General features: G+C 60.8%; 17 protein-coding genes and 1 pseudogene. 12 read left to right on the top strand and 6 right to left on the bottom strand.

Annotated elements, in window-relative coordinates; genetic code table 11:
• Positions 1-61: 61 nt before the first annotated feature.
• Positions 62-697 carry a response regulator transcription factor gene (locus J6525_RS38480; RefSeq protein ID WP_225648537.1) on the bottom strand — a complete coding sequence of 212 codons (636 nt, stop codon included), beginning with the start codon at positions 695-697 and terminating at the stop codon, positions 62-64.
• Positions 698-950: 253 nt separating this feature from the next.
• Positions 951-1,145: a hypothetical protein gene (locus tag J6525_RS38475; protein ID WP_225648536.1), complete on the bottom strand. Its 195-nt coding sequence runs from the start codon at positions 1,143-1,145 to the stop codon at positions 951-953.
• Between the two features lie 587 nt (positions 1,146-1,732).
• On the opposite strand from J6525_RS38475, the gene J6525_RS38470 reads away from it, so the two are divergent.
• A complete protein-coding gene (locus tag J6525_RS38470) occupies positions 1,733-2,122 on the top strand; it encodes a response regulator transcription factor (RefSeq protein ID WP_225648535.1) in 390 nt (129 codons plus the stop codon).
• On the opposite strand, the gene J6525_RS38465 is transcribed toward J6525_RS38470, so the two are convergent.
• Positions 2,088-8,522, bottom strand: a complete 6,435-nt coding sequence (locus J6525_RS38465; RefSeq protein ID WP_225648534.1) for an AAA family ATPase — start codon at positions 8,520-8,522, stop codon at positions 2,088-2,090. The two genes, J6525_RS38470 and J6525_RS38465, sit on opposite strands and share 35 nt — an antisense overlap.
• A gap of 402 nt (positions 8,523-8,924) precedes the next feature.
• On the opposite strand from J6525_RS38465, the gene J6525_RS38460 reads away from it, so the two are divergent.
• From J6525_RS38460 to J6525_RS38420, 9 genes are all read left to right on the top strand, one after another.
• Positions 8,925-9,128, top strand: coding sequence for a hypothetical protein (locus J6525_RS38460; RefSeq protein ID WP_225648533.1), 204 nt, complete (start codon positions 8,925-8,927; stop codon positions 9,126-9,128).
• A 28-nt stretch (positions 9,129-9,156) separates the two neighbouring features.
• Positions 9,157-10,041: a LysR family transcriptional regulator gene (locus J6525_RS38455; RefSeq protein WP_225648532.1), complete on the top strand. Its 885-nt coding sequence runs from the start codon at positions 9,157-9,159 to the stop codon at positions 10,039-10,041.
• Positions 10,042-10,256: 215 nt separating this feature from the next.
• Complete coding sequence (locus J6525_RS38450) at positions 10,257-10,538, top strand: DUF427 domain-containing protein (protein WP_225648531.1); 282 nt, start codon at positions 10,257-10,259, stop codon at positions 10,536-10,538.
• A 214-nt stretch (positions 10,539-10,752) separates the two neighbouring features.
• Entirely contained in the window at positions 10,753-11,277 is a 525-nt protein-coding gene (locus J6525_RS38445) for a DUF1003 domain-containing protein (protein ID WP_225648530.1), read from the top strand.
• A gap of 137 nt (positions 11,278-11,414) precedes the next feature.
• The gene (locus tag J6525_RS38440; RefSeq protein WP_225648529.1) at positions 11,415-11,828 is read left to right on the top strand and encodes a cupin domain-containing protein; all 414 of its coding nucleotides are present in this window, start codon (positions 11,415-11,417) and stop codon (positions 11,826-11,828) included.
• A gap of 117 nt (positions 11,829-11,945) precedes the next feature.
• Positions 11,946-12,551, top strand: a complete 606-nt coding sequence (locus J6525_RS38435; protein WP_225648528.1) for a sulfite oxidase-like oxidoreductase — start codon at positions 11,946-11,948, stop codon at positions 12,549-12,551.
• Entirely contained in the window at positions 12,526-13,290 is a 765-nt protein-coding gene (locus tag J6525_RS38430; RefSeq protein ID WP_446471737.1) for an FAD-binding oxidoreductase, read from the top strand. The genes J6525_RS38435 and J6525_RS38430 overlap by 26 nt, the downstream gene beginning before the upstream one ends.
• Before the next feature lie 174 nt (positions 13,291-13,464).
• Positions 13,465-14,151, top strand: coding sequence for an antibiotic biosynthesis monooxygenase family protein (locus tag J6525_RS38425; RefSeq protein WP_225648527.1), 687 nt, complete (start codon positions 13,465-13,467; stop codon positions 14,149-14,151).
• 19 nt (positions 14,152-14,170) lie between these two features.
• A complete protein-coding gene (locus J6525_RS38420) occupies positions 14,171-14,668 on the top strand; it encodes an OsmC family protein (protein WP_225648526.1) in 498 nt (165 codons plus the stop codon).
• On the opposite strand, the pseudogene J6525_RS38415 reads toward J6525_RS38420, so the two are convergent.
• The 3 genes and pseudogenes from J6525_RS38415 to J6525_RS38405 form a co-directional block, all read right to left on the bottom strand.
• Positions 14,665-15,003 (bottom strand): annotated as a pseudogene (locus J6525_RS38415) (DUF488 domain-containing protein). The gene J6525_RS38420 and the pseudogene J6525_RS38415 sit on opposite strands and share 4 nt — an antisense overlap.
• Before the next feature lie 40 nt (positions 15,004-15,043).
• Positions 15,044-15,589: a carboxymuconolactone decarboxylase family protein gene (locus J6525_RS38410; RefSeq protein WP_225648525.1), complete on the bottom strand. Its 546-nt coding sequence runs from the start codon at positions 15,587-15,589 to the stop codon at positions 15,044-15,046.
• Between the two features lie 214 nt (positions 15,590-15,803).
• On the bottom strand, positions 15,804-16,799 hold the full coding sequence (locus tag J6525_RS38405; RefSeq protein WP_225648524.1) for a helix-turn-helix domain-containing protein: 996 nt from the start codon (positions 16,797-16,799) through the stop codon (positions 15,804-15,806).
• 501 nt (positions 16,800-17,300) lie between these two features.
• Between J6525_RS38405 and J6525_RS38400 the strand changes: the two genes are divergently transcribed.
• Both J6525_RS38400 and J6525_RS38395 read left to right on the top strand, forming a co-directional pair.
• Complete coding sequence (locus J6525_RS38400) at positions 17,301-18,326, top strand: LysR family transcriptional regulator (RefSeq protein WP_225648523.1); 1,026 nt, start codon at positions 17,301-17,303, stop codon at positions 18,324-18,326.
• A 151-nt stretch (positions 18,327-18,477) separates the two neighbouring features.
• Positions 18,478-18,704, top strand: a 227-nt coding sequence (locus J6525_RS38395) for a helix-turn-helix domain-containing protein (protein WP_225648522.1), incomplete at its 3' end; no start/stop codon positions are given.

The raw sequence follows: 18,704 nt of genomic DNA, 5'->3' as shown, positions 1-18,704 counted from the left end.
GATTGCGCGGCTGCTTAGCTCATCCGGCGGCGCGAATAGTAGATTGCGCAAAAAGCACACTTTAAGAGCGTTGCGGTGCGTCAGGCATCAGATTGAGCTTGTCAGCCATCCGGCCGAGTTCTGGGAGCGAGCCGGCCTGCATCTTCTGCATCGCCCTGCTGCGATGTACCTTCACCGTGGCCTCGGCGATGCCGATGTCGTGGGCAATCTGTTTGCTCAGGCGGCCTCGCGCCACCTGAATTACGATCTCGCGCTCCCGGGGGCTAAGGGAGGCGAAACGCTGCCTAAGGGAGATCAACTCCTTGTCATTCTCCCGCCGCGCACGATCGCGGGCCAAGCCGAGCTGAATGGCATCGAGAAGATCCTGGTCGCGGTACGGCTTGGTCAAGAACTCGATCGCACCCCGCTTCATTGCCTGCACAGACATCGGTATGTCGCCGTGGCCCGTGACGAAGATGATCGGGATCTCCCTGTTTGCCGCAGCTAGCTCGCGCTGGAAATCGAGGCCGCTTTGGCCGGGCAATCTGATATCAAGCACCAGGCAGGTGGGGCAATCCGGTAGATCGGATTTAAGGAAGTCGGAAATCGAGGCAAATAGCTGAACGTCAATGCCAAGCGATCGCAGCAGGCGTCCGACCGACGCACGGAGATCCGGATCATCGTCGATGACCAACACGGTGGAGGAAGCGTCAGGCATCGCTGCCACTCGGAAGAGATCACGAACTCAGCCTGCATCTTGTTTTGCAGGTCAGTCAGACCACGCTAATCCTAATCGTGGAACCTGAACAGCCCCTTTTTCCAATGGACACGCGCCGGATACATCAAGGCCTACGCGCGCTGACACAGCTCGCTCCTCGGAAGCTCGGATCGACTTTCGGCCGGAGTTCGATTTCAGGTCGGCCCAATAGGTGCTGAGGGAACTGCCATCAGTTCATGTATGCCACGCGTATTCAGCGCTCGTCAGATCGAGCCAACGCCTTGGCTGCATCGTCGAGCGAAGCCCTCTCTGCTCGCCGCTCGTAGTCGTCAGCAAGAGCCTTAAGCTGAGCGGCAATGGCTTGGTCCGTCATGGTTTTGGCAGTACGAAGCAAAGTCTGCGCTGTCTTCAAGTATTCCTTGCCTCGATATGAAATCTGAAGCTTCATGGCGCGCGGTTTTCGGACGACTGGTCGAAAGCGAATTGGAGCCAACCCATCCAATTGTGGTCAGCTTGGCGGCGTGCGTTGAAGCGATCGACGCACTTCCTGGAGCAAAGCGGCGTTCGCCACGAATAATGCCGGACGAGACCAAACTTGCCTTCGCAGACTGCGCATCGCATTGCCTTGTCAGGCCCCTGACTTTCCCAGCGGTAAGGCATTGTTTTCTCCTTTTGGCCTGTGCGCATCGAATGCACTAAGACTAAGAGGATTGTCACCAGCGGCTCAATTGAGCGCGGGTTGAGCTCGGGCATCCGAAAGGGGCGCGTCGATCATACGAAGGCTTAGGCCGCTCGAGCGAGTCCTGGAGTTAGACCGCTGATCCCGCGACTGCTTCAATCCGAGGAAAGCCCCGATCACAAGCCATGCCGGATTGAATTTCGTAGTCACTGTCCAGATAAACCAAAGTTTACGGGGCACAGGCGGCACACTGGTGGCATCCTCTCAGAGATCGAGCAATTCGATGCGGAGCGTCACTAGAATCTGATAGCTGTCTGCCCCAGACGCGTCCAGCGAACGGCCATGGGTGCGGTATGATGAAAAAGATACTGGTTTCGGTCGTTGAAGATGATCGGTTCCTTCGTGAGTCCATGTGCAGGCTCATGAGATCGCTGGGCTATACGGTCGACGTTTTCGCGTCCGCCGCCGATTTTCTCGCCTCGCCGCAGCTTGCCGAAACAGCCTGCCTGATCGCCGACATCCATATGCCTGCGATGACCGGGCTCGAACTCTACCGGCGCCTTATCGACACGGGCAACCCAATTCCCACAATCCTCGTGACGGCCTTTCCCAATGATGCTGACCGGGCTCGCGCCCTGAATGATGGAGTCCTGTGCTACCTACGTAAGCCGGTGGATGAGGACCATCTCACTCGATGTGTTTGCGCGGCTCTCAGGTTAGCAAGCTCGCCTGAGGAAGGGTCGTGAGCTCCCGTCCGGCTCCCGGCAAGGTGAACTGGAACACGGCGCCGCGGGGTTCATTCATGTCCGCCCATAGCCTGCCGCCATGAGCGTGGATGATAGACCGGCAGATCGCCAGCCCCATGCCCGTTCCACTGGGCTTCGTGGTGTAGAAGGCGTCAAAGACCCGGTCGAGATGCTCGGGATCGACGCCTGGCCCTGAATCACGCACGGCCACGACGACGCCCGCTCGATCCTCCTCGCTGCTGATCGACAGCTCTCTCACCCCCTCCTCCATCAAACCCATTGCTTCAGCCGCGTTCAGAATCAGATTCAGCAAGACCTGTTGCAGCTGAACACGATCCCCCAGAACCGAAAGTCGTCCCTCCGCAAGCCGGGTCTGGACCGAAACGCCGTTCCTGAGGGTCACGTTTCGAGCCAATACAATCACTTCCCTGATTACCACGTTGAGATCAAAACACTCTTTTCGCGGCGGCGTCTTCTTGATTTGCTCTCGGATGCGATCGATGATTTCTCCGGCCCGATCAGCATCTCCGACGACGCAGGAAAGTGCTTCCCTGACCTCGCCCAGATTCGGCGGCTGCATCTTCAGAAAATTCTGGGCCGCGCGGGCGTTGTTGCGTGCGGTGGCGATCGGTTGCGCGATCTCGTGCGACAGGGAGGCTGCTAACTCTCCCATCATGCTCACGCGGTTCATGTGGGCGAGATTCGCCGCGCTTTCCCGCAATGATTCCTCAGCTTGTTTGCGCTTCGTCACATCTACAGCGGTACCGACAAACTGGATGAGCTCGCCATCGTCGTTGAGAACCGGATGACCCGAGGCACTGATGTGCCTTACTGTTCCATCTAGCAGAACAACCCTGTACTCGGCGTAGCTGTCAATTTTTTTGCGAAGCGACTCCTCAAATCTCTCCTTTACCCAGTCGCGATCCTCGGGGTGAATCTGCTGTCGGAAATTTTCTCGAGAAGGTAGGCTCGACCGTGGATCCAATCCGTAAATGCGGAACATTTCCTCGGAACAATACAGCACCTGTTCCGTGCGGGGATCCCATGCCCAACTGCCTGTATGCGTCAGCTTCTGCGCTTCCGCCAAATAATCCTTACTTCGCATCAGAGCTTCCTCGGCGCGCTTGCGTTCAATGAACTGACCGATCTGGCTGCCGATAGTGGCCACCATGTCGAGCAGCTCTTGATCGGGTTGCTTGATCTCGCGGCTGAAGAACTCGATCACGCCCAAGACTTCGCTCCCGAGCAGGATAGGAAAGCCGATCGCTGCGTGTAGTCCTTCGCGTTCGGCGATGGGTCCGCGCGGCAAGTTTTTATCAGGAACGACATCCGGAATGTATGCGGGCTTGAGGCTGGACCACACCCGGCCCGGTAGTCCCACCCCCGGACTGAAGGTGATCTGCCAATCGGCTCTTTCAAATTCGGGGATTTCGATCGACGCTTTATGCCAAAGCTCGACACAGCGCAGCGCCTCGGCCTCGCGGTCCACGCGCCAGAGCGCGCCTACGTCCCATCCCAGACACTCGCCCATGGCCCGCAGTATTCTCGGAGTGACCTCCTCGATCGTGGCCGCTTCCGCCAAGACCTGCGCGACGGTATGCTGCACGCGGAGGCGGTCCTCCGCACGCTTGCGCTCGGTCAAATCGAGCACGAATGCAAGGCCCTCCTCGCCTCCTTCTTTGAACAGAGCGGCACCAACAAGCACAGGCACGCGACTGCCGTCTTTCCGAAAATACTCCTTCTCGAAGGGCTGCACTATCCCGGTTGAGTTCAGTTCTGCTTGGGTCAATGTGTCGCGCTCGCGCCATTCGGGCGGGGACAGCTCGGTCCAGCGCACGCGGCCCGAAAGCAAGTCCTCACGGTCATATCCTACGATGCGTAGAAACGCGTCATTCGCCTCAAGAATTCGACCTTCGCGGTCGGCAATGATGATCCCAATGACGTTCGCGTCGACCAAACGCCGGATCTTCCCTTCGCGATCTGCGACGTCGCGATAAAGCCGCGAATTTTCCAGCGAGATCGCCGCCTGCGACGCAACCACCGTCAACAAAGCGACGCGATCGGGCGTAAAGGCTCTGGGTGTCAGATTGTTCTCCAGGTAGAGAATGCCTGTAATCTTTCCCTGGTTGATTAACGGCAAACAGAGAATAGAGCGCAGATAACACTTAACGATGTAGGGATCGGCAGAAAATGGATTGTGAGATGACGCATCGTCGAGAATAACACTTTCCCGGGTGCGCAGGACGTAGTGGAGCACCGACTCCGGCAGCACTGTCGCAGCCACGTCCTCGTCGCGCACATGTACCGTCACCAAATCGCCACCGGTCGTGGCTTCGGCGACGATCCGCTGCTCAGCCGCGCGTGAAACAATCAACAAGCCTCGTCCGGCACCGGCCTGTTCAAGCGCAGTGCGCATAAGCATTTCGAGCAGCTTCTCCAGCACGATCTCGCCCGATATGGCCTGCGACACCTTGATCACCGTTGCGAGGTCGAGTTGCTCGACAGACGCTGCGATGGTGCTTGTCGAAGCAGGTGCGGGTTCTTCCGTCCTGAGGCGCGGATACATCGCAACGAGTTGGCGAACCTTGCCGTCCGCGCCCCAGCGCAAGTAGCAATCGCGGGCGTCTCGCAGATACAGGTGCGCGATTTGCTCGAAGCCGCACGCGGCGTAAAAGCGCGCCGCCAGCTCTTTGGCGAGCGCCTCGTTTTGGACAAAACCGTTTGCCTGTGCCGAACGGATGGCTTGTTCGTAAAGATTCATGGCATCGAACGCGCGGCCATCAATCCGGGCAATCTCCGCACCAACCAACGCTGCGCGGTCTTCAAAGTTTTCCGGACAGGCCGCGGCCCAGCTGACGAGCTGATTGTGATGAGGGGCCAAGGCCTCCAGAGTCGACGTCCGCTGGCCGGCGGGCATCGAATCGCAGAACGCCGCGTACGACAAGGCGCTGTAGAAGTGATAGTCGGCCGCCTCCATGATCGTGAGGGACATGCTCAAAAGCGGCTGCGCCCTCGATGCAGCATCAACCGCCGTGGCATAGTCACCAGCCATAAAGCGGGCCTGCAGCTTGCAGATCCAATACAAGCATTGACCGGCCGTCACATCCGAAGTGTTGGCGAAATCGCGTTCGATTCGTCGCTCGTCAAATTGCCCGTCATCCAAGGAGCCGAATCTCGCCGTCGCGCCGCGCAGCATTCGTGCTATAGCGAGTGCGACACTGATGATTTCGAGGTTGGTGCCAAGCTGTATGTGGCCACACTGTACCCTTTCAGCTTCACGTTCGATGTCGGCAAGCGCATCACCGACCGCAAGAAGATTCAGGACTCTCAGCCCGGAGCAGATCCCCGCATACACGAGGTCGCCGGCTTTCTGCGCCGCGTCATATGCGCGGCCAATGAGTTCGCAGCATGTTCTGATATGCCTTGTCCAAGGCATGACCATATTTCCGAAATTCAGGTACACACCCGCCTGGAAACGCCATAGTCCACGCTGCTCGACGAGCTCATAAGCGAGCCGCCCGACGCGGTACGCGCCATCGTACTCGCCGAACCGCAGCCCGGCGATCATTCCAAGCCGGCCATAGGCGACGGCAGACGCGTCGCTGTTGCCACGATCCAAGGTAAGACGGAGCATTTGGCAGACGACGAGCGTGTAGAGGTTGAGGTCGGTGTATTGTGCCGGCGAAGAGAGCCGGTTCAGGACATCCAGCGCGGCGAGGGATGCCGGGTCGGTCATCAAGGGAAGGGCGATCAGTTCCTCGGTCGCGCGCCGGCCGAGCTCCGACCAGATACGCTGATACGCTCGGCGCGCCTCCTCATCCGTCGGATGCGGCGACCAGCTGATGCCGAGGTACCTTAGGTACTCGAGACCGACGGCGACCGAGCGGCTGGGCTGATTGAGCGTGAGGTAAAGGTCGATTCCGAGGCGCGCCACACCCGCTCGATCAGCCATATCCGTGACGCGAGCAGATAATGCAGCCAAGTGGTTTTCTGCGTCCGAGAGCGCGCCAGTCAAGAGCTCGCACTCGGCGCGATGAAGGTCGAGTGCGAAGATGAGCTCCCGCCGGTGCTCCCAGCAATCCTCTGCCAATAGGCCTCGACCGGTAATGAAGTAACTGAGCGCCGAAACGTAGGCAGTCGATGCGTTGGCGCGCCGGCCTGCAGCCAGGTTCAATTCCGCGGCCTGCTCGCGTTCATCGACCGATGTGATCAAACCAAGACCTCGGTTGAGCTGATTAACGATTTCAAAGGTCGCCTCATCCCGCTTCTCCGGAGACGTCCGCGCCGCCAGAAGTCTCCCTATTCGAAGGTGCGCCTCGCCGCGCAGTTGCTCCGGGATCAGCCCATAGGCGGCCTCCTGAACGCGATCGTGGACGAACCGGTAAGCGCCTGCCACACGCTCGACCAACTCCTGATGGCGGGCCGGCCACAGAGTCGTATCGAGCTGCTCCTCCGAAATCCCGAGAACCATCGAAAGTGCTGTGCTCTCGGCAATGTTTCCAAGACAAGCCAGCTGCTGCAGAGCATTCTGCGCCTCGGTCGGCAGGCGGGTGAGCTTCCCGACCATAAGATCGACGACGTTGTCGGTGTAACCTTTGGCGTGAATGCGGTCGATATTCCAGGACCAGCGCGCGCCATCATGATCGAATGTGAGTAATCCTTCCTCGACGAGCGAAGACAGGAATTGAATGGCGAAAAACGGATTGCCGCCGGTCTTCATATGCACGAGCTTCGCGAGCGACGCAGCACGCTCTAACTCGCAGCGAAGAGCGTCCGCAACCAACTGGTCAAGGTGCGATTGGGCGAGCGGCGATAGCTTGATCTCCGCGACCTTTCCGCCGGCGGCCTTGATGATGTCGAGCTTTCTCCTTAGCGGATGGGCCGCAGCGACTTCGTTGTTGCGATAGGCACCGATCAAGATCAGGTGCCCCTGCCCCAGATCTGGCCGCAACAGGTCCTCTAACAGATCAAGCGTCGCTGCGTCGACCCACTGCAGGTCGTCGAGGAAGAGCGCCAGTGGCTGGTTCGAGCGAGCAAATGCGCCAATGAATCGCCGAAATACGAGTTGAAAACGGCTTTGTGCCTGCTGTGGCGGCAACTCAGGAACCGGTGGCTGGTCCTCGATGATTAGCTTGAGTTCGGGTACGAGGTCGATCATGAGCCGTCCGTTCGATCCCAGCGCCTCTAGAAGCGCGCGGCGCCAGCTTGCCAACTCGGTGTCGCTCTTGCTGAGGATAGACCGGACGAGACTTTGAAAAGCCTGCACGAGTGTCGCGTAAGGGATATCGCGCTTGTACTGGTCGAATTTGCCAGACGCGAACAGGCTGCGCTTCGGCACGAGCGCCTTGTGTAGTTCGTCGACGACTGAGGACTTACCGATGCCGGAATATCCTGAGACCAGCACCAACTCCGGCACACCGGTCTTGATGATGCGATCGAAGCAGGAAAACAACGTCGCGATCTCACGATCTCGTCCGTACAGCTTTTCGGGGATCAGCAGCTCGTTCGGCGTGTCCTGCAGGCCGAGCGGGAAGTCATCGATGTGGCGGCGCGCTTCCCATTCCGCCAGGCAGCGTCGCAGGTCGCGCTCGGCACCACCGGCGGTCTGGTAACGATCCTCGGGTGTCTTGGCGAGCAGTTTCATGATGATCGCCGAGACGGGCGCAGGGACACTCTTTAGGCGCTCCGCTGGCGGCACCGGCTTTCTGGCAATATGGCAGTGCACCCACTCCATGGGATCGGCCGCTGTTAGGGGCAGAACGCCCGTAAGCATCTGGTACAGCGTGACGCCAAGGGCGTAGAGATCGCTGCGCGCGTCGATCGAGCGGTTCATCCGCCCGGTTTGTTCGGGTGCCATGTAGGCAAGCGTACCGGCGATGGTCTCGGGCGGCTCGGGCGCCTGCCGCTCGCGGGACAGGCGCGATGCGATGCCAAATCCGGTGAGCCGCACGTGTCCATCAGCGCAGTGCACCACAATGTTAGCTGGCTTGATGTCTTTGTGGATGAGGCCGCGTTGGTGGAGCTTGCCTAGAGCTGTTGCGGCGCCGATCGCGAGGGCCAAGAAGCCTCCCACATCCATGGGTGAGCCGAGTAGCCTGGCGAGCGGCTCGCCGCCCGGATCCTCGAGCACCAATAGCATGGTTCGGCCGCTGCCGCGCTCCACCTTGAGCGGTCGCACGGCCCAGGCTGCTTCCAGCTCATCCTTCAAGCTCAATTCGTGAGCGAGGCGATCGAGACTTGAGCGGGACGGACGGTCGGCCGCAGCGGCAACAAGCAGCACCGCGACCCGGTTGCCATTGTCGCCCAGTCGCCAGCCACGGCTCAACACACGCTCGCCGTCCTCCCACAACACTTGAGAGCTATCGTCCGAGCATGCGACGTTCAGCGACTGCTGTACCATCTGTCAGTCTCCGACGTCGGGCTTCGGCTTGAAGTCGGCTGATCAAGCTCCTCGTGCGCACACGCGCTGCCTCTTTCCAGCCTGGCGAAAATCGTACTCCATCGCCTCAGAAATGCCAGCCGTCTCTTAGTCTTGCCCGATACGGCCGACGCTGATCCTCCTGCTTTTTAGCGGCAATTTGGAGCGATTTGCCGGGCTTTACTCGCTATGGCGGCGCACGTGGGTCAATAAGCGCCCTGCCCCCCGGTTCCAAGGGAACTCGGAGCGCAAGCGCGACCCAGAAGGAACGATCATGACGGTACTTGAAGCAAGCAAGTCGACGAATGCAAGCGCGGATGGCTTCACAGCTTTGCGCGCCAGAAAGACCGCGTGCAGTTCGACCTCCAGTCAGCGAGGACGCGCATGACCAAGGCTTCCGAGATCTCCTTCCTCGCGGCGGCGCGCACGGTCGTCGAGTGGAGCCCGAGCCCAGCGACGGCAGCCGCCAAGCCGACCTCGTTGAAGACCAGGCGGCCGTTGACAGTCACCGAGGTCGCCTTCCCTCTCGTAGTAAACAACCACAAGCGCCCGAGTCCGCAGGGAACGACGCAAGGCTCGTCAGTATAGTCCGCGGCAACTTGACAGAGAACAGCCCATGGAGCTTCATCAAGTTCGCTACTTCCTCGCAGTAGTGTCCACACTCAATTTCACCCGCGCAGCCGAGCAGTGCAATGTCACGCAGCCCGCCCTGACCAAGGGGGTGCAGAAGCTCGAGCAGGAGCTCGGCGGCCAGTTGATCTACCGCGAGCGCCAGTTGACGCAGCTCACGGACCTTGGGAAGGAAGTCCTTCCGATGCTCGAGCACACATTGGCCTCGGCACAGGCGGTGCGTTGCAAAGCCCAGGAGTTCCAACGCAAGGAGGTTGCGCCACTGAAGATTGGCCTCGCCCCCTCCATCTCGGTGTCGCTCGTCCTCGATCCGATCGCGGAGATCGCAAAGCTCGTCCCTGGACTTCACGTCGAGCTGCGCGAGGGCGCAGCGGAGAAGCTCGTCGACCTCTTGCTTGAGGGGGAAATCAACGCCGCAATGGTCGGGGACGTGCAGGACATCCCTGCCCGCATCGACAACTGGTCGCTGTTCGAGGAGCGCTACGTTGCGGTTCTCGCGCCGACACACCGGCTCGCAAACCGGCCCTCGATCGGCATCGACGACCTCCGCGAGACCGTGTTGCTGGAACGCGCCGGATGCGACGTCGCCCCGAAGATCCGACGGTCGTATTTCCCCGAGGAACCGCCCCGCCTAGGGCACTGCAGCGGTCACGACTTGCACCTGCAGCACATGGCCGCGGCTGGCTTGGGCGTGATACTCGCGCCCGAGCACATGCCGCGCCTTCCGACGCTCAAGTCCATTCCGCTCGAAGGCGAACCGGTTTCGCGGGAGGTGCGGCTGCTAGCTGTGCAGGGGCGCCGCTACTCGCCGGCACTGGACGCTTTCGTCAAAGTTGCGCGGCTCCGCGATTGGTCGGGCGAAGTCCATTAGCAAGGCGGAGGTGGCGAGTGCGCCCGCATGTCCACGACACGCACGCCGGCGGCCAACCGTTTCCAGCCAATCGACCGGCTGGGCACTGCGTCACGGTGGGGTGGCCGGCGAAGCGTAGCGCTATGCAATCCATTCCCGATCGTTATTTCGCGGAGGCCGCGGCGCGCGATAGCGTCGGAGTCATCGCGACAACGCAGCAGGACGAGGAACAGGGAATGACGACGGCGACTTGGAACGGTGCGACGATCGCGGAGTCGGATAAGACGGTCGTCGTCGAGGGAAATCACTATTTCCCGCCCGGGAGTGTCCGCAAGGAATTCCTACAGCGGAGTTCGAGGACGAGCCGCTGTCCGTGGAAGGGTATGGCGAGGTACTACTCGTTAGTGGTGGACGGAAAGACCAACGAGGACGCTGCGTGGTACTACCCGGAGCCGTCGACGGCGGCCGCGAACATCAAGGACTACGTGGCTTTCTGGAACGGGGTTGACGTCAGGTAGTGCGCGACGACGACCGCCGGGCACACGCGGCAGCAACCGAGCGAGAACGAGCTTGCCGGCGCTTGGTACTAAGGGCGGGCCATCGCGGACCGCCGCGAAACTCAACGGCTGGCGACGCGATGAGAACGCGGCAGGGCGCTGGCTGCCTCGGCCCCGCCCTCAAGCGGAACGGGTTGCTAGCAGCACGGAAGAGCAGGCGGAAGACCAGGACAGCATGGAACAGGCCGAGCACGACCTGCTCGCCGACCTCAGGCGAGAGAGCCGTTCGCTTCGGCTTCAGGCCATGGATGAGCCCCCGGCGGTTGCGCGCCTGATGCCGGGGCAAAGGATAGCTGATGCGGTCGCCACCGTCATGGGATCGTGGAGCTTCATCATCGTCCAGAGCGCGATCCTGATCGTCTGGATAACCGCCAACCTGGTGGGCGCGATCAGGGGCTGGGACCCCTACCCGTTCATTCTTCTCAATCTCGCGCTTTCGTTCCAGGCCGCCTACGCGGCGCCGGTCATCATGATGAGCCAGAACCGGCAGCAGAACATCGATCGCAAGGCCGCGGAGAAGGACTACCGCATCAACGTGAAGGCGGAGCTCGAGATAGAGCTGCTGCACGAGAAGATCGACCAACTCCGCGAGTGGGAAGTCCTGAAGCTCACCGAGGCCGTCAGGGTCCTGACCGAGCAGCAGCAGCAGTCGGCCTCGCGCGCCCGCGAATCCGATTCAGAAGGCGGAGGGCCGTCATAACGCGCGGCTATCGACTTCATGGCGTGACGTCATTTCCCATTCGCCCCGCGAAATTCGATGCTTCGCGGTACGTTGTGAGCGGCAACCTTTCGCCGCCACTGCGAAGTCAACTAGGTCCAACAATAGGAGTCTACAAAATGTCAGTCCAGCAGCCGGTTCTTACGCCGCCCCACGGTGGCGAGACGGTGACCTCGAGCGGAGGCTCGAGCGTCGAGATCAAAGTGGAGAGCAGCCAATCCGGAGGCGAATATGGCACAGTCATGTGGACATTGCGGGCCGGAGAGGAGCCGCCACTGCACACACACTCGCGCGAGGACGAGCTACTCTATGTGGTGCAGGGGAAGCTAATCGCGCAAGTCGGCGATGCCCGTGTCGAGGTGGGGCCGGGCGCCTACGCGGCTCTCCCCCGCGGTGTGCCGCATACGATCGAGGTGGTCGGCGACCAGGCGACCCTGCTGCTCAGCTTCGTGCCGGGTGGACTGGAGCGCTTCTTGGTCCCACGCAAAGGCGAGCAGCCCGATCCGGCCGCTTTCGGCCTGACGTTCCCCTAGCGGCTGGGAACCGCGGCGCGCGGCGTTCGTGACCGTGCGCCCGCGCGGGCCCGGGCGCCGGCCGCTCGCGACCGCGCCAGATGATTGATTCCACGCACCGACACGAGGAAATCCACCATGGTCACTCGCGGTTTCAGAGGCCCCCAATCCGGATCAGAACCATCGGGCCGGATTCCCCCGGGACAGCACCTCGTCGACAATTTCCCGGTGCTTACGGCCGGCCCCACGCCGCGGATCGAGCCCGCGGACTGGACATTCACGCTGAAGGTCGGACCTCGTCCGGTAAAAGCCTGGAGCTGGTCGGAGTTCAACGCGCTCCCTCGAACCAGGATGACGCGAGACATCCACTGCGTGACCTCGTGGTCGAAGCTCAACACCGCTTGGGAGGGCGTAGCTGTCGACGACATCCTCGCCGACGCTGGCCTTACCGCACCCACTCCGTTTGCGCTCGCACATTGCTACGACGGATACTCCACCAACGTGCCACTCGCGGACCTCACGACCGGGAAGGCAATGGTCGCGATCAAGTACGAAGGCCAGCCACTGCCACGCGAGCACGGCGGACCAGCACGCCTGCTCGTGCCCCATCTCTACTTCTGGAAGTCGGCAAAGTGGGTGAACGGGCTTCAGTTCACGGAGCGTGACGAAGCCGGCTTCTGGGAGTTGCGAGGGTACCACATGTACGGCGATCCGTGGCATGAGCAGCGATACACGAATGACTGAAGCGATTGCCGCAACAGCGCGATGGCAGAGCTGCGCGATTATCGAGATCGCGACGAGGACGCCGGCTATCAAAAGCTTCTTTCTCCGCCTCTCCGAAACGTTCGACTACACGGCAGGGCAGCACGTTGACGTGCGGCTGATTGCGCCCAACGGCTACACTGCCATGCGCAGCTACTCGATCGCCTCGGACGCGAGCGATTCCAAAGTGATCGAGCTGGCCATCGAGCGCCTCACTGACGGCGAGGTCTCACCGTTCTTCCACGACGTCGCGCAAGTAGGCGACACGATCGAGCTTCGCGGGCCGCTTGGTGGACACTTTCTCTGGCCGGGGCCTTCCAGCGGACCAGTGCTCTTGATCGGCGCCGGCTCCGGCGTCGTGCCGCTCATGGCCATGATCCGGTATCGGAAAGCCAGCTCCGAACCCGTGCCTGTCGCGTTGTTGCTCTCCTCCAGGACCTGGCGTGAGGTACTGTTCAGGGACGAGCTCCTCGAGCTCGAGAGGTCGCTTCCCGATCTCGCGCTAGCCTTGGCACTGACACGCGAGCCAGCGACGCGCCACACCGACTTCAGCAGGCGGGTCGACGCCAGGATGGTCGCTGACGTCGCGGCGCGGCTGACTATGTCGCCCGCCTGCGCCTTCGTGTGCGGGTCGAACGCCTTCGTCGACATCGCAGCGGACGCCGCTCTCGCCTTGGGACTGGAAGCGAGGGCGATCAAGACCGAACGCTATGGCGCTTGAGAGACGATCTTTGCAAGAGAGGTGTCGATGAAGGAAACCGGAGCCACGGGGATGCTGTCCAAAACGATCGATATCGACGGCTTGAAGGTCTTTTGCCGTGAAGGGCGGCGCGCTGCCTGGGAACTTCGACATCGAGATCGACTGCGTCGCAGACTTTAAAAGCGGGATACGAGCATGTTTTCAGTGATTTTCGAGGCCTTCCCCAATAAAGAGAACTGGGATGACTACCTCGACAACGCCAAGATGCTGCGCCCCGAGCTGGAGCAGGAAGAGGGCTTCGTCGACAATATCCGCTACAAGAGCCTGACCCGCGAGGGCTGGATCCTTTCGCTTTCGAACTGGCGGGACGAGAAGTCGCTCGTCCGCTGGCGTACCCGCATGCGCCATCACGAAGTCCAGCAGAAGGGCCGCGACGAAATCCTCGCCGACTACCACCTGCGCGTCGGCCAGATCACTGCTGACAATCAAGTGCCGCCGGGGTACGCCCTCACGGAGCAGAGGCTCGACGAGACCGAAGTCGGGGAAGGAACGACGCTCACGCTGATCAACGCGACCCGCCCCGCGGAGTGGAAGCACACCAGCAACCCGTACGATTGTGCCGAGTGGCTCGGCCTGAATCCGTGGGCTGCCGACAGCACGTCCTGGGACATCTTCGACGCCATACTTATGCCCGGCGAGCTGATTCTTCTCATTTCCTGGAGGGACGCCGCTGCAGCGCAAGCCTACGAGGATGCTTACGCGCCGAATGACAAGGCAAGGGTCCGGAGCGTGCGGATCGTGCGCGACTACGGGAAATACGACCGTCGCGAGGCGCCTCAGTACTACGCAGATGCCAAGGGCGGCGAGACCCTCCACGCCTGACACCGCTCCGGAAAGCACGATGACGAACTCGAACAACGACAGAGCTCCCCGCCCACAGGCTGAGGTGGCCGGCGACCTTGACGGCGCTGGCACGCTCAACGGCCGTGCCGGCGCATCGGCGTTCTCGATCGGCGGCCCCGACGGCAGAGGCGGCACGGCGGCGGGGGCGAATCCCTACGAGTTACTGAGCGCTTCGCTCGCCGCGTGCACGGCGATGACGATACGGTTGCAGGCGCGAAGGTGGAAAATCCCGCTTTCCCACGTCGAGGTAGCCGTGTCGTACCATCATGGCGGGGATGGCGGCCGCGACTCCTTCGATCGCTCCATCAGGCTCGAAGGAAACCTTGGCAATGAGGAGCGCGCCCAGCTGATGCAGGCTGCGAACATTTGTCCCGTCGGGCGGACGCTCGGCCTCAGCGCTGACATCCGCACGAACGACAACGTCGGCGTCGAGCCGGCGGCAAGCTATGATGACGACTTGAGCGAGCTTCCGATCCCGAACATCGACCCCGACTAGTGTGCCACGAGAAAGTTCGCGAGCGCCACGGCGTTGTTGCGCTCGGTGTCGTGCGCGCCGAAGAACAGCGTGACTTTGCCCGTCGATACAAGATCCGTCTGGCGCGGAACTCCTCGAAGTACTGCTTGTGAAACTCGCGCCAGCGGTTCGGGTCATGGCCAAACCAGGTCCTGAGGGCGGCGCTCGGGGCGATGTCCTTGCCACACGTCGACGCTGGCATGCTCCTTTGTGGGCCCGCGCGGCCAAATGCGGTCGACGAGCACCCTCGTGCCCTCCGAGGCCTTGGGCGGCTCGTAGACGCGCTTGACACCAAGCCGCGGGGACCGTCGAGACATTGGATTCTCCGGCGTTCCCTCCAAAGGAGGATACCTCGCGTTAGGCTGCCTTCGCGGGACTGACCTGGGGAAAATCGATCGGGGTCTGCACCGCATTATTCATGAAGTTGGTCAACAGGAACTGGGCAGTCAGCGCGATCATCTCGACGATGTTGGCGTCTGTCCACCCAGCATCCCTGACTGCCGCAAACTGGGCGTCGGAAACTTTGCCGCGCGTCTCGATGAGCGCTTTCGCGAAGGCGACCGCAGCCTGGCGCTTGGGATCGCTCGAGCGGCCCTCCCTGTTCAGCTCGATTTCGTCCGTCGGGATTTTGCCCAGGTTGCCTGCGATGAAGCTGTGCGCGGCCAGGCAGTAGTCGCACCCGTCCGCCTCCGACACCGCCAGCGCGATCCCGTCTCTCGTCTTGACGTCCAGCGTCTTCGCAAGCGATCCCATCAGGGTAGCCCAGCCGGAGAGCGCGTTCGGGCTGATCGACATGAGGCGGTGCAGGTTGGGCACGAAGCCAAGCAACTTGTCGACGTTGTCGAGGATCGGCTTGGACCCCGCGGGGGCGTCCTCGCGTGTCGGAATGGAAATACGGGGCATTTGCTCCTCCTTCTGTAGACCGCAAACGATTATTCGGTTGGTGACGATGCAACTGACGCCGACTGTCTCAGCTAGTGGTGGCTACTGGACTGCCTCGAAGACTAGGGCGCGTCGCGCCTCGCGGATCATGTTTCTTGATCATGCAATCGATAACAGAAGGTCATCGGCCGAGCACTGACCGGGGCACTAATGTCACGTGTCGCGGACTTCGTCCTCAGCTGCGCCCGATTCGCGGCGCTGACCGGGGAAGAGCTGGCGGCGCGGAGCGCCCTTCACCTTCAGATTCTGCCGGGACGTATCCATGCACTTGGCGAAAGGCACGAAGAAAGCTGCTGCAGCTCCTATATCCGACAGCCCGAGCGATCTGCTCAACTGAAAATGTTCTCGCGGCGAGCATATCGGCTGCACGCTTCATCCGCATTTGCCGGAGCGCAACCATTGGCGAACATCCGATTGCGCGCGCAAAGCGCGCCATGAATGCGGATCGGCTCAAGCCAGCCTTCTGCGCCAAGGCCATGACAGAGTGATCGGCCGATGGTCGCGCCACCATATCGGCGAACGCAAGAGCGATTTGACGGTCACTCAGGATAGAAAAACGTTCGAGCCAAACGCTGGTCGAATTCAGACTCCGACGGACGAGCGTGACGAGCACCTGCTTCAGGATGGCGGTCGTCATCGCCTGCATTCCAACCTGCCGGCCGCTGATTTCTGCCAACGCAGCCTGCAACTTTGACCCCAGTTCATCGCCAGGTTCGAAGCGCTCGACAATCGGCGTGGAAAGGCCTGCAAAGAGGTCGATCGACGAGCCGTAGGTGGCACGAAAGTACCCGCAGATCAGCATGACCATCGGGTCGACGTCCCCGGCGACGAATCGCTGGACTCGCTCGCCGAAGCGCGGATCCCATTGCGCTTCGACCACATTCACTGTCTTGGCCGCTGTGCGGTCATCGACCTCGATGTGAAACGGCTTCTTGGCCGGTGTGATGACAAGGGTGTGAGGTACCAGAGGAAATGCAGAGAAACCATCCACAACCATTCGTCCGGTTCCCGAAAGATTGTAGTGGATAGAAGGCGCGTCCGCGCTCCCGAATGACAGGCGCCAACCTGGACTGACCAAACACTCAATGAGCCCAATGACGTCTACATCCAAGGTTGCCATCAGCACATCGAGATCGGATCGAGGCAATACAAGATTTGGACTATCGGACATGTGTTTCGGACCCTCTGAGTGAGCTGCTGTCCTAGTGTTGGGACAGGACAACGCCGTCGCTGGGCAGCGCATTCATCGCGCAGTACACTCATAATTGCAAATCTACGTGCTGCCTTATGGCCAGGACGGTGCGCATTTGCTCGCCATGACCCGTGGCCTGGGCCGGTGAGCGTGCCGCGCTTGCCGCGGCCCTCATTCCAATCGTCCAGAACTGAAACCTCAGAAGATCTAAATGAGCACCTGATGAAAAGTTGGCCGAGTCGATCCCGATGCAAACCCTGACATTTAACTGGTCTCGCCTATGATGTTCCACGCCACCGTGACGTTAGTGGGAAGCCGCGTCGGTGCGAACACTTTCTGCAAGATGCGAGCCGACAGTTCGGAGCCGGCGGACATCTGTTTCCACGGAAGCTCCGCGGCAAACCGCTTGACCATCGCCCCTCCCTACCATGGCAAGGAATGGGAACGGTCCGAACCACGGCAAATCTTTCGAGTATGAGTATGCAGCTGCAGTTTTATCAGGTGCGATATTTCTTAGCCTTAGCAAGGACACTGAATTTTACGCGGGCTGCGGAGCAATGCAATGTTACGCAGCCGGCGCTGACAAAGGCGGTACAAAAACTGGAGCAAGAACTCGGTGGCGAGTTGATTCACCGCGAACGTCATCTCACCCAGCTCACCGAGCTGGGCAAGATGATTTTGCCCGCGCTGGAGAAAATATTTGCCGCCGCGGAGGCGGTACGGCTTCAGGCGCGAGGCTATCAAAAGAAGACGATCGCCCCGCTCAAGATTGGGCTGGTGCCATCAGTCTCCGCCGCACTGATTACGGACTTGCTCTTGGAGCTCGCCAGGATCATCCCTGACCTTCGAGTCGATCTGCGCGAGGCGGATGCCGACGAGCTCGTTGCGATGCTTTTGGATGGCGAGATCAATGCCGCACTCGTCGGTGACACCGTGGAACCACCCGAGCGTATTGATCGCTGGCGGCTGTTCGAGGAGCGATACGTGCTCGTCTTGTCTCGGAAACATCCGATGGCGAAACAAACCATTATTCCGCCCCAAGGCTTGCATGAGGTGGTATTTCTCGAAAGAGTCGGATGCGACGTCGCAGGCCGATTCAAGCAGGCTTGTTTTGCCGACCATCCAGGCCCTAGAGTTGTGCACAGGAGCGATCAGGAAAGGCATCTACAGCAAATGGCATCCGCCGGTTTTGGGGCCATCCTGGCGCCAGAGCACGCTCCCAGGCTGCCGTCGCTCGCCGCTATTCCAATTGAGGGCGACCCCGTCCGGCGCCAGGTGCAGCTTTTGGCCGTGGCGGGGAGGCAGTATTCGCCGGCGCTTGACGCCTTTATCAAGGTTGCTCGAGTTCGCGACTGGACGACTGCGCTGGATAAGCTCCGCCGCGCATCTGCCCCTGCGTCGAACAAGGACAATGTTCGCAAAGCTGACGCACAAGGTGCAGGCTCCTTAATCCAAATCACGAGCCCCAGTCCCCCCTCCTCATGCCCGAGCTTGTCGGGAGCATGACGCAGTTGCAGTCGCCACACGTGCCTCTTGAATTGACTCATCTCATTTCCGGTCAGGCTCTAGAGCATGTTGTTTTTTTTGCAGAATCGGGATTCCCAGCGGGAGCGATTTCTGATTCAAACTCCGTGCTGGAGAACGGGGGCCAGCATGGATGACGCGACCCTATTCAGAAGACCTTCGTGAACGGGCTCTGGCGCGAGCTGATGCAGGAGAGACAGTTCGTTCGATTGCAGAGGCGCTTCAGATCAGCCCGTCCTGTGTAACGAAGTGGAAGAATCTGAGACGGGAGACTGGGGGCGTTTCGCCCGGCAAGATCGGCGGTCACAAGAAGCCGGTTCTGTCCGGTGCCAATGCTGATTGGCTGCGTAAGCGCGTTCT

The sequence above is a fragment of the Bradyrhizobium australafricanum genome (assembly GCF_020329495.1).
Classification (GTDB): Bacteria; Pseudomonadota; Alphaproteobacteria; order Rhizobiales; family Xanthobacteraceae; genus Bradyrhizobium; species Bradyrhizobium australafricanum.
This window is presented reverse-complemented; position numbering and strand designations above follow the sequence as displayed.

Coding starts and splice junctions, on each gene's coding strand:
- J6525_RS38480 (WP_225648537.1), bottom strand. CDS start 697: ATGCCTGACGCTTCCTCCACCGTGTTGGTCATCGACGATGATCCGGAT.
- J6525_RS38475 (WP_225648536.1), bottom strand. CDS start 1,145: ATGAAGCTTCAGATTTCATATCGAGGCAAGGAATACTTGAAGACAGCG.
- J6525_RS38470 (WP_225648535.1), top strand. CDS start 1,733: ATGAAAAAGATACTGGTTTCGGTCGTTGAAGATGATCGGTTCCTTCGT.
- J6525_RS38465 (WP_225648534.1), bottom strand. CDS start 8,522: ATGGTACAGCAGTCGCTGAACGTCGCATGCTCGGACGATAGCTCTCAA.
- J6525_RS38460 (WP_225648533.1), top strand. CDS start 8,925: ATGACCAAGGCTTCCGAGATCTCCTTCCTCGCGGCGGCGCGCACGGTC.
- J6525_RS38455 (WP_225648532.1), top strand. CDS start 9,157: ATGGAGCTTCATCAAGTTCGCTACTTCCTCGCAGTAGTGTCCACACTC.
- J6525_RS38450 (WP_225648531.1), top strand. CDS start 10,257: ATGACGACGGCGACTTGGAACGGTGCGACGATCGCGGAGTCGGATAAG.
- J6525_RS38445 (WP_225648530.1), top strand. CDS start 10,753: ATGGAACAGGCCGAGCACGACCTGCTCGCCGACCTCAGGCGAGAGAGC.
- J6525_RS38440 (WP_225648529.1), top strand. CDS start 11,415: ATGTCAGTCCAGCAGCCGGTTCTTACGCCGCCCCACGGTGGCGAGACG.
- J6525_RS38435 (WP_225648528.1), top strand. CDS start 11,946: ATGGTCACTCGCGGTTTCAGAGGCCCCCAATCCGGATCAGAACCATCG.
- J6525_RS38430 (WP_446471737.1), top strand. CDS start 12,526: ATGAGCAGCGATACACGAATGACTGAAGCGATTGCCGCAACAGCGCGA.
- J6525_RS38425 (WP_225648527.1), top strand. CDS start 13,465: ATGTTTTCAGTGATTTTCGAGGCCTTCCCCAATAAAGAGAACTGGGAT.
- J6525_RS38420 (WP_225648526.1), top strand. CDS start 14,171: ATGACGAACTCGAACAACGACAGAGCTCCCCGCCCACAGGCTGAGGTG.
- J6525_RS38410 (WP_225648525.1), bottom strand. CDS start 15,589: ATGCCCCGTATTTCCATTCCGACACGCGAGGACGCCCCCGCGGGGTCC.
- J6525_RS38405 (WP_225648524.1), bottom strand. CDS start 16,799: ATGTCCGATAGTCCAAATCTTGTATTGCCTCGATCCGATCTCGATGTG.
- J6525_RS38400 (WP_225648523.1), top strand. CDS start 17,301: ATGCAGCTGCAGTTTTATCAGGTGCGATATTTCTTAGCCTTAGCAAGG.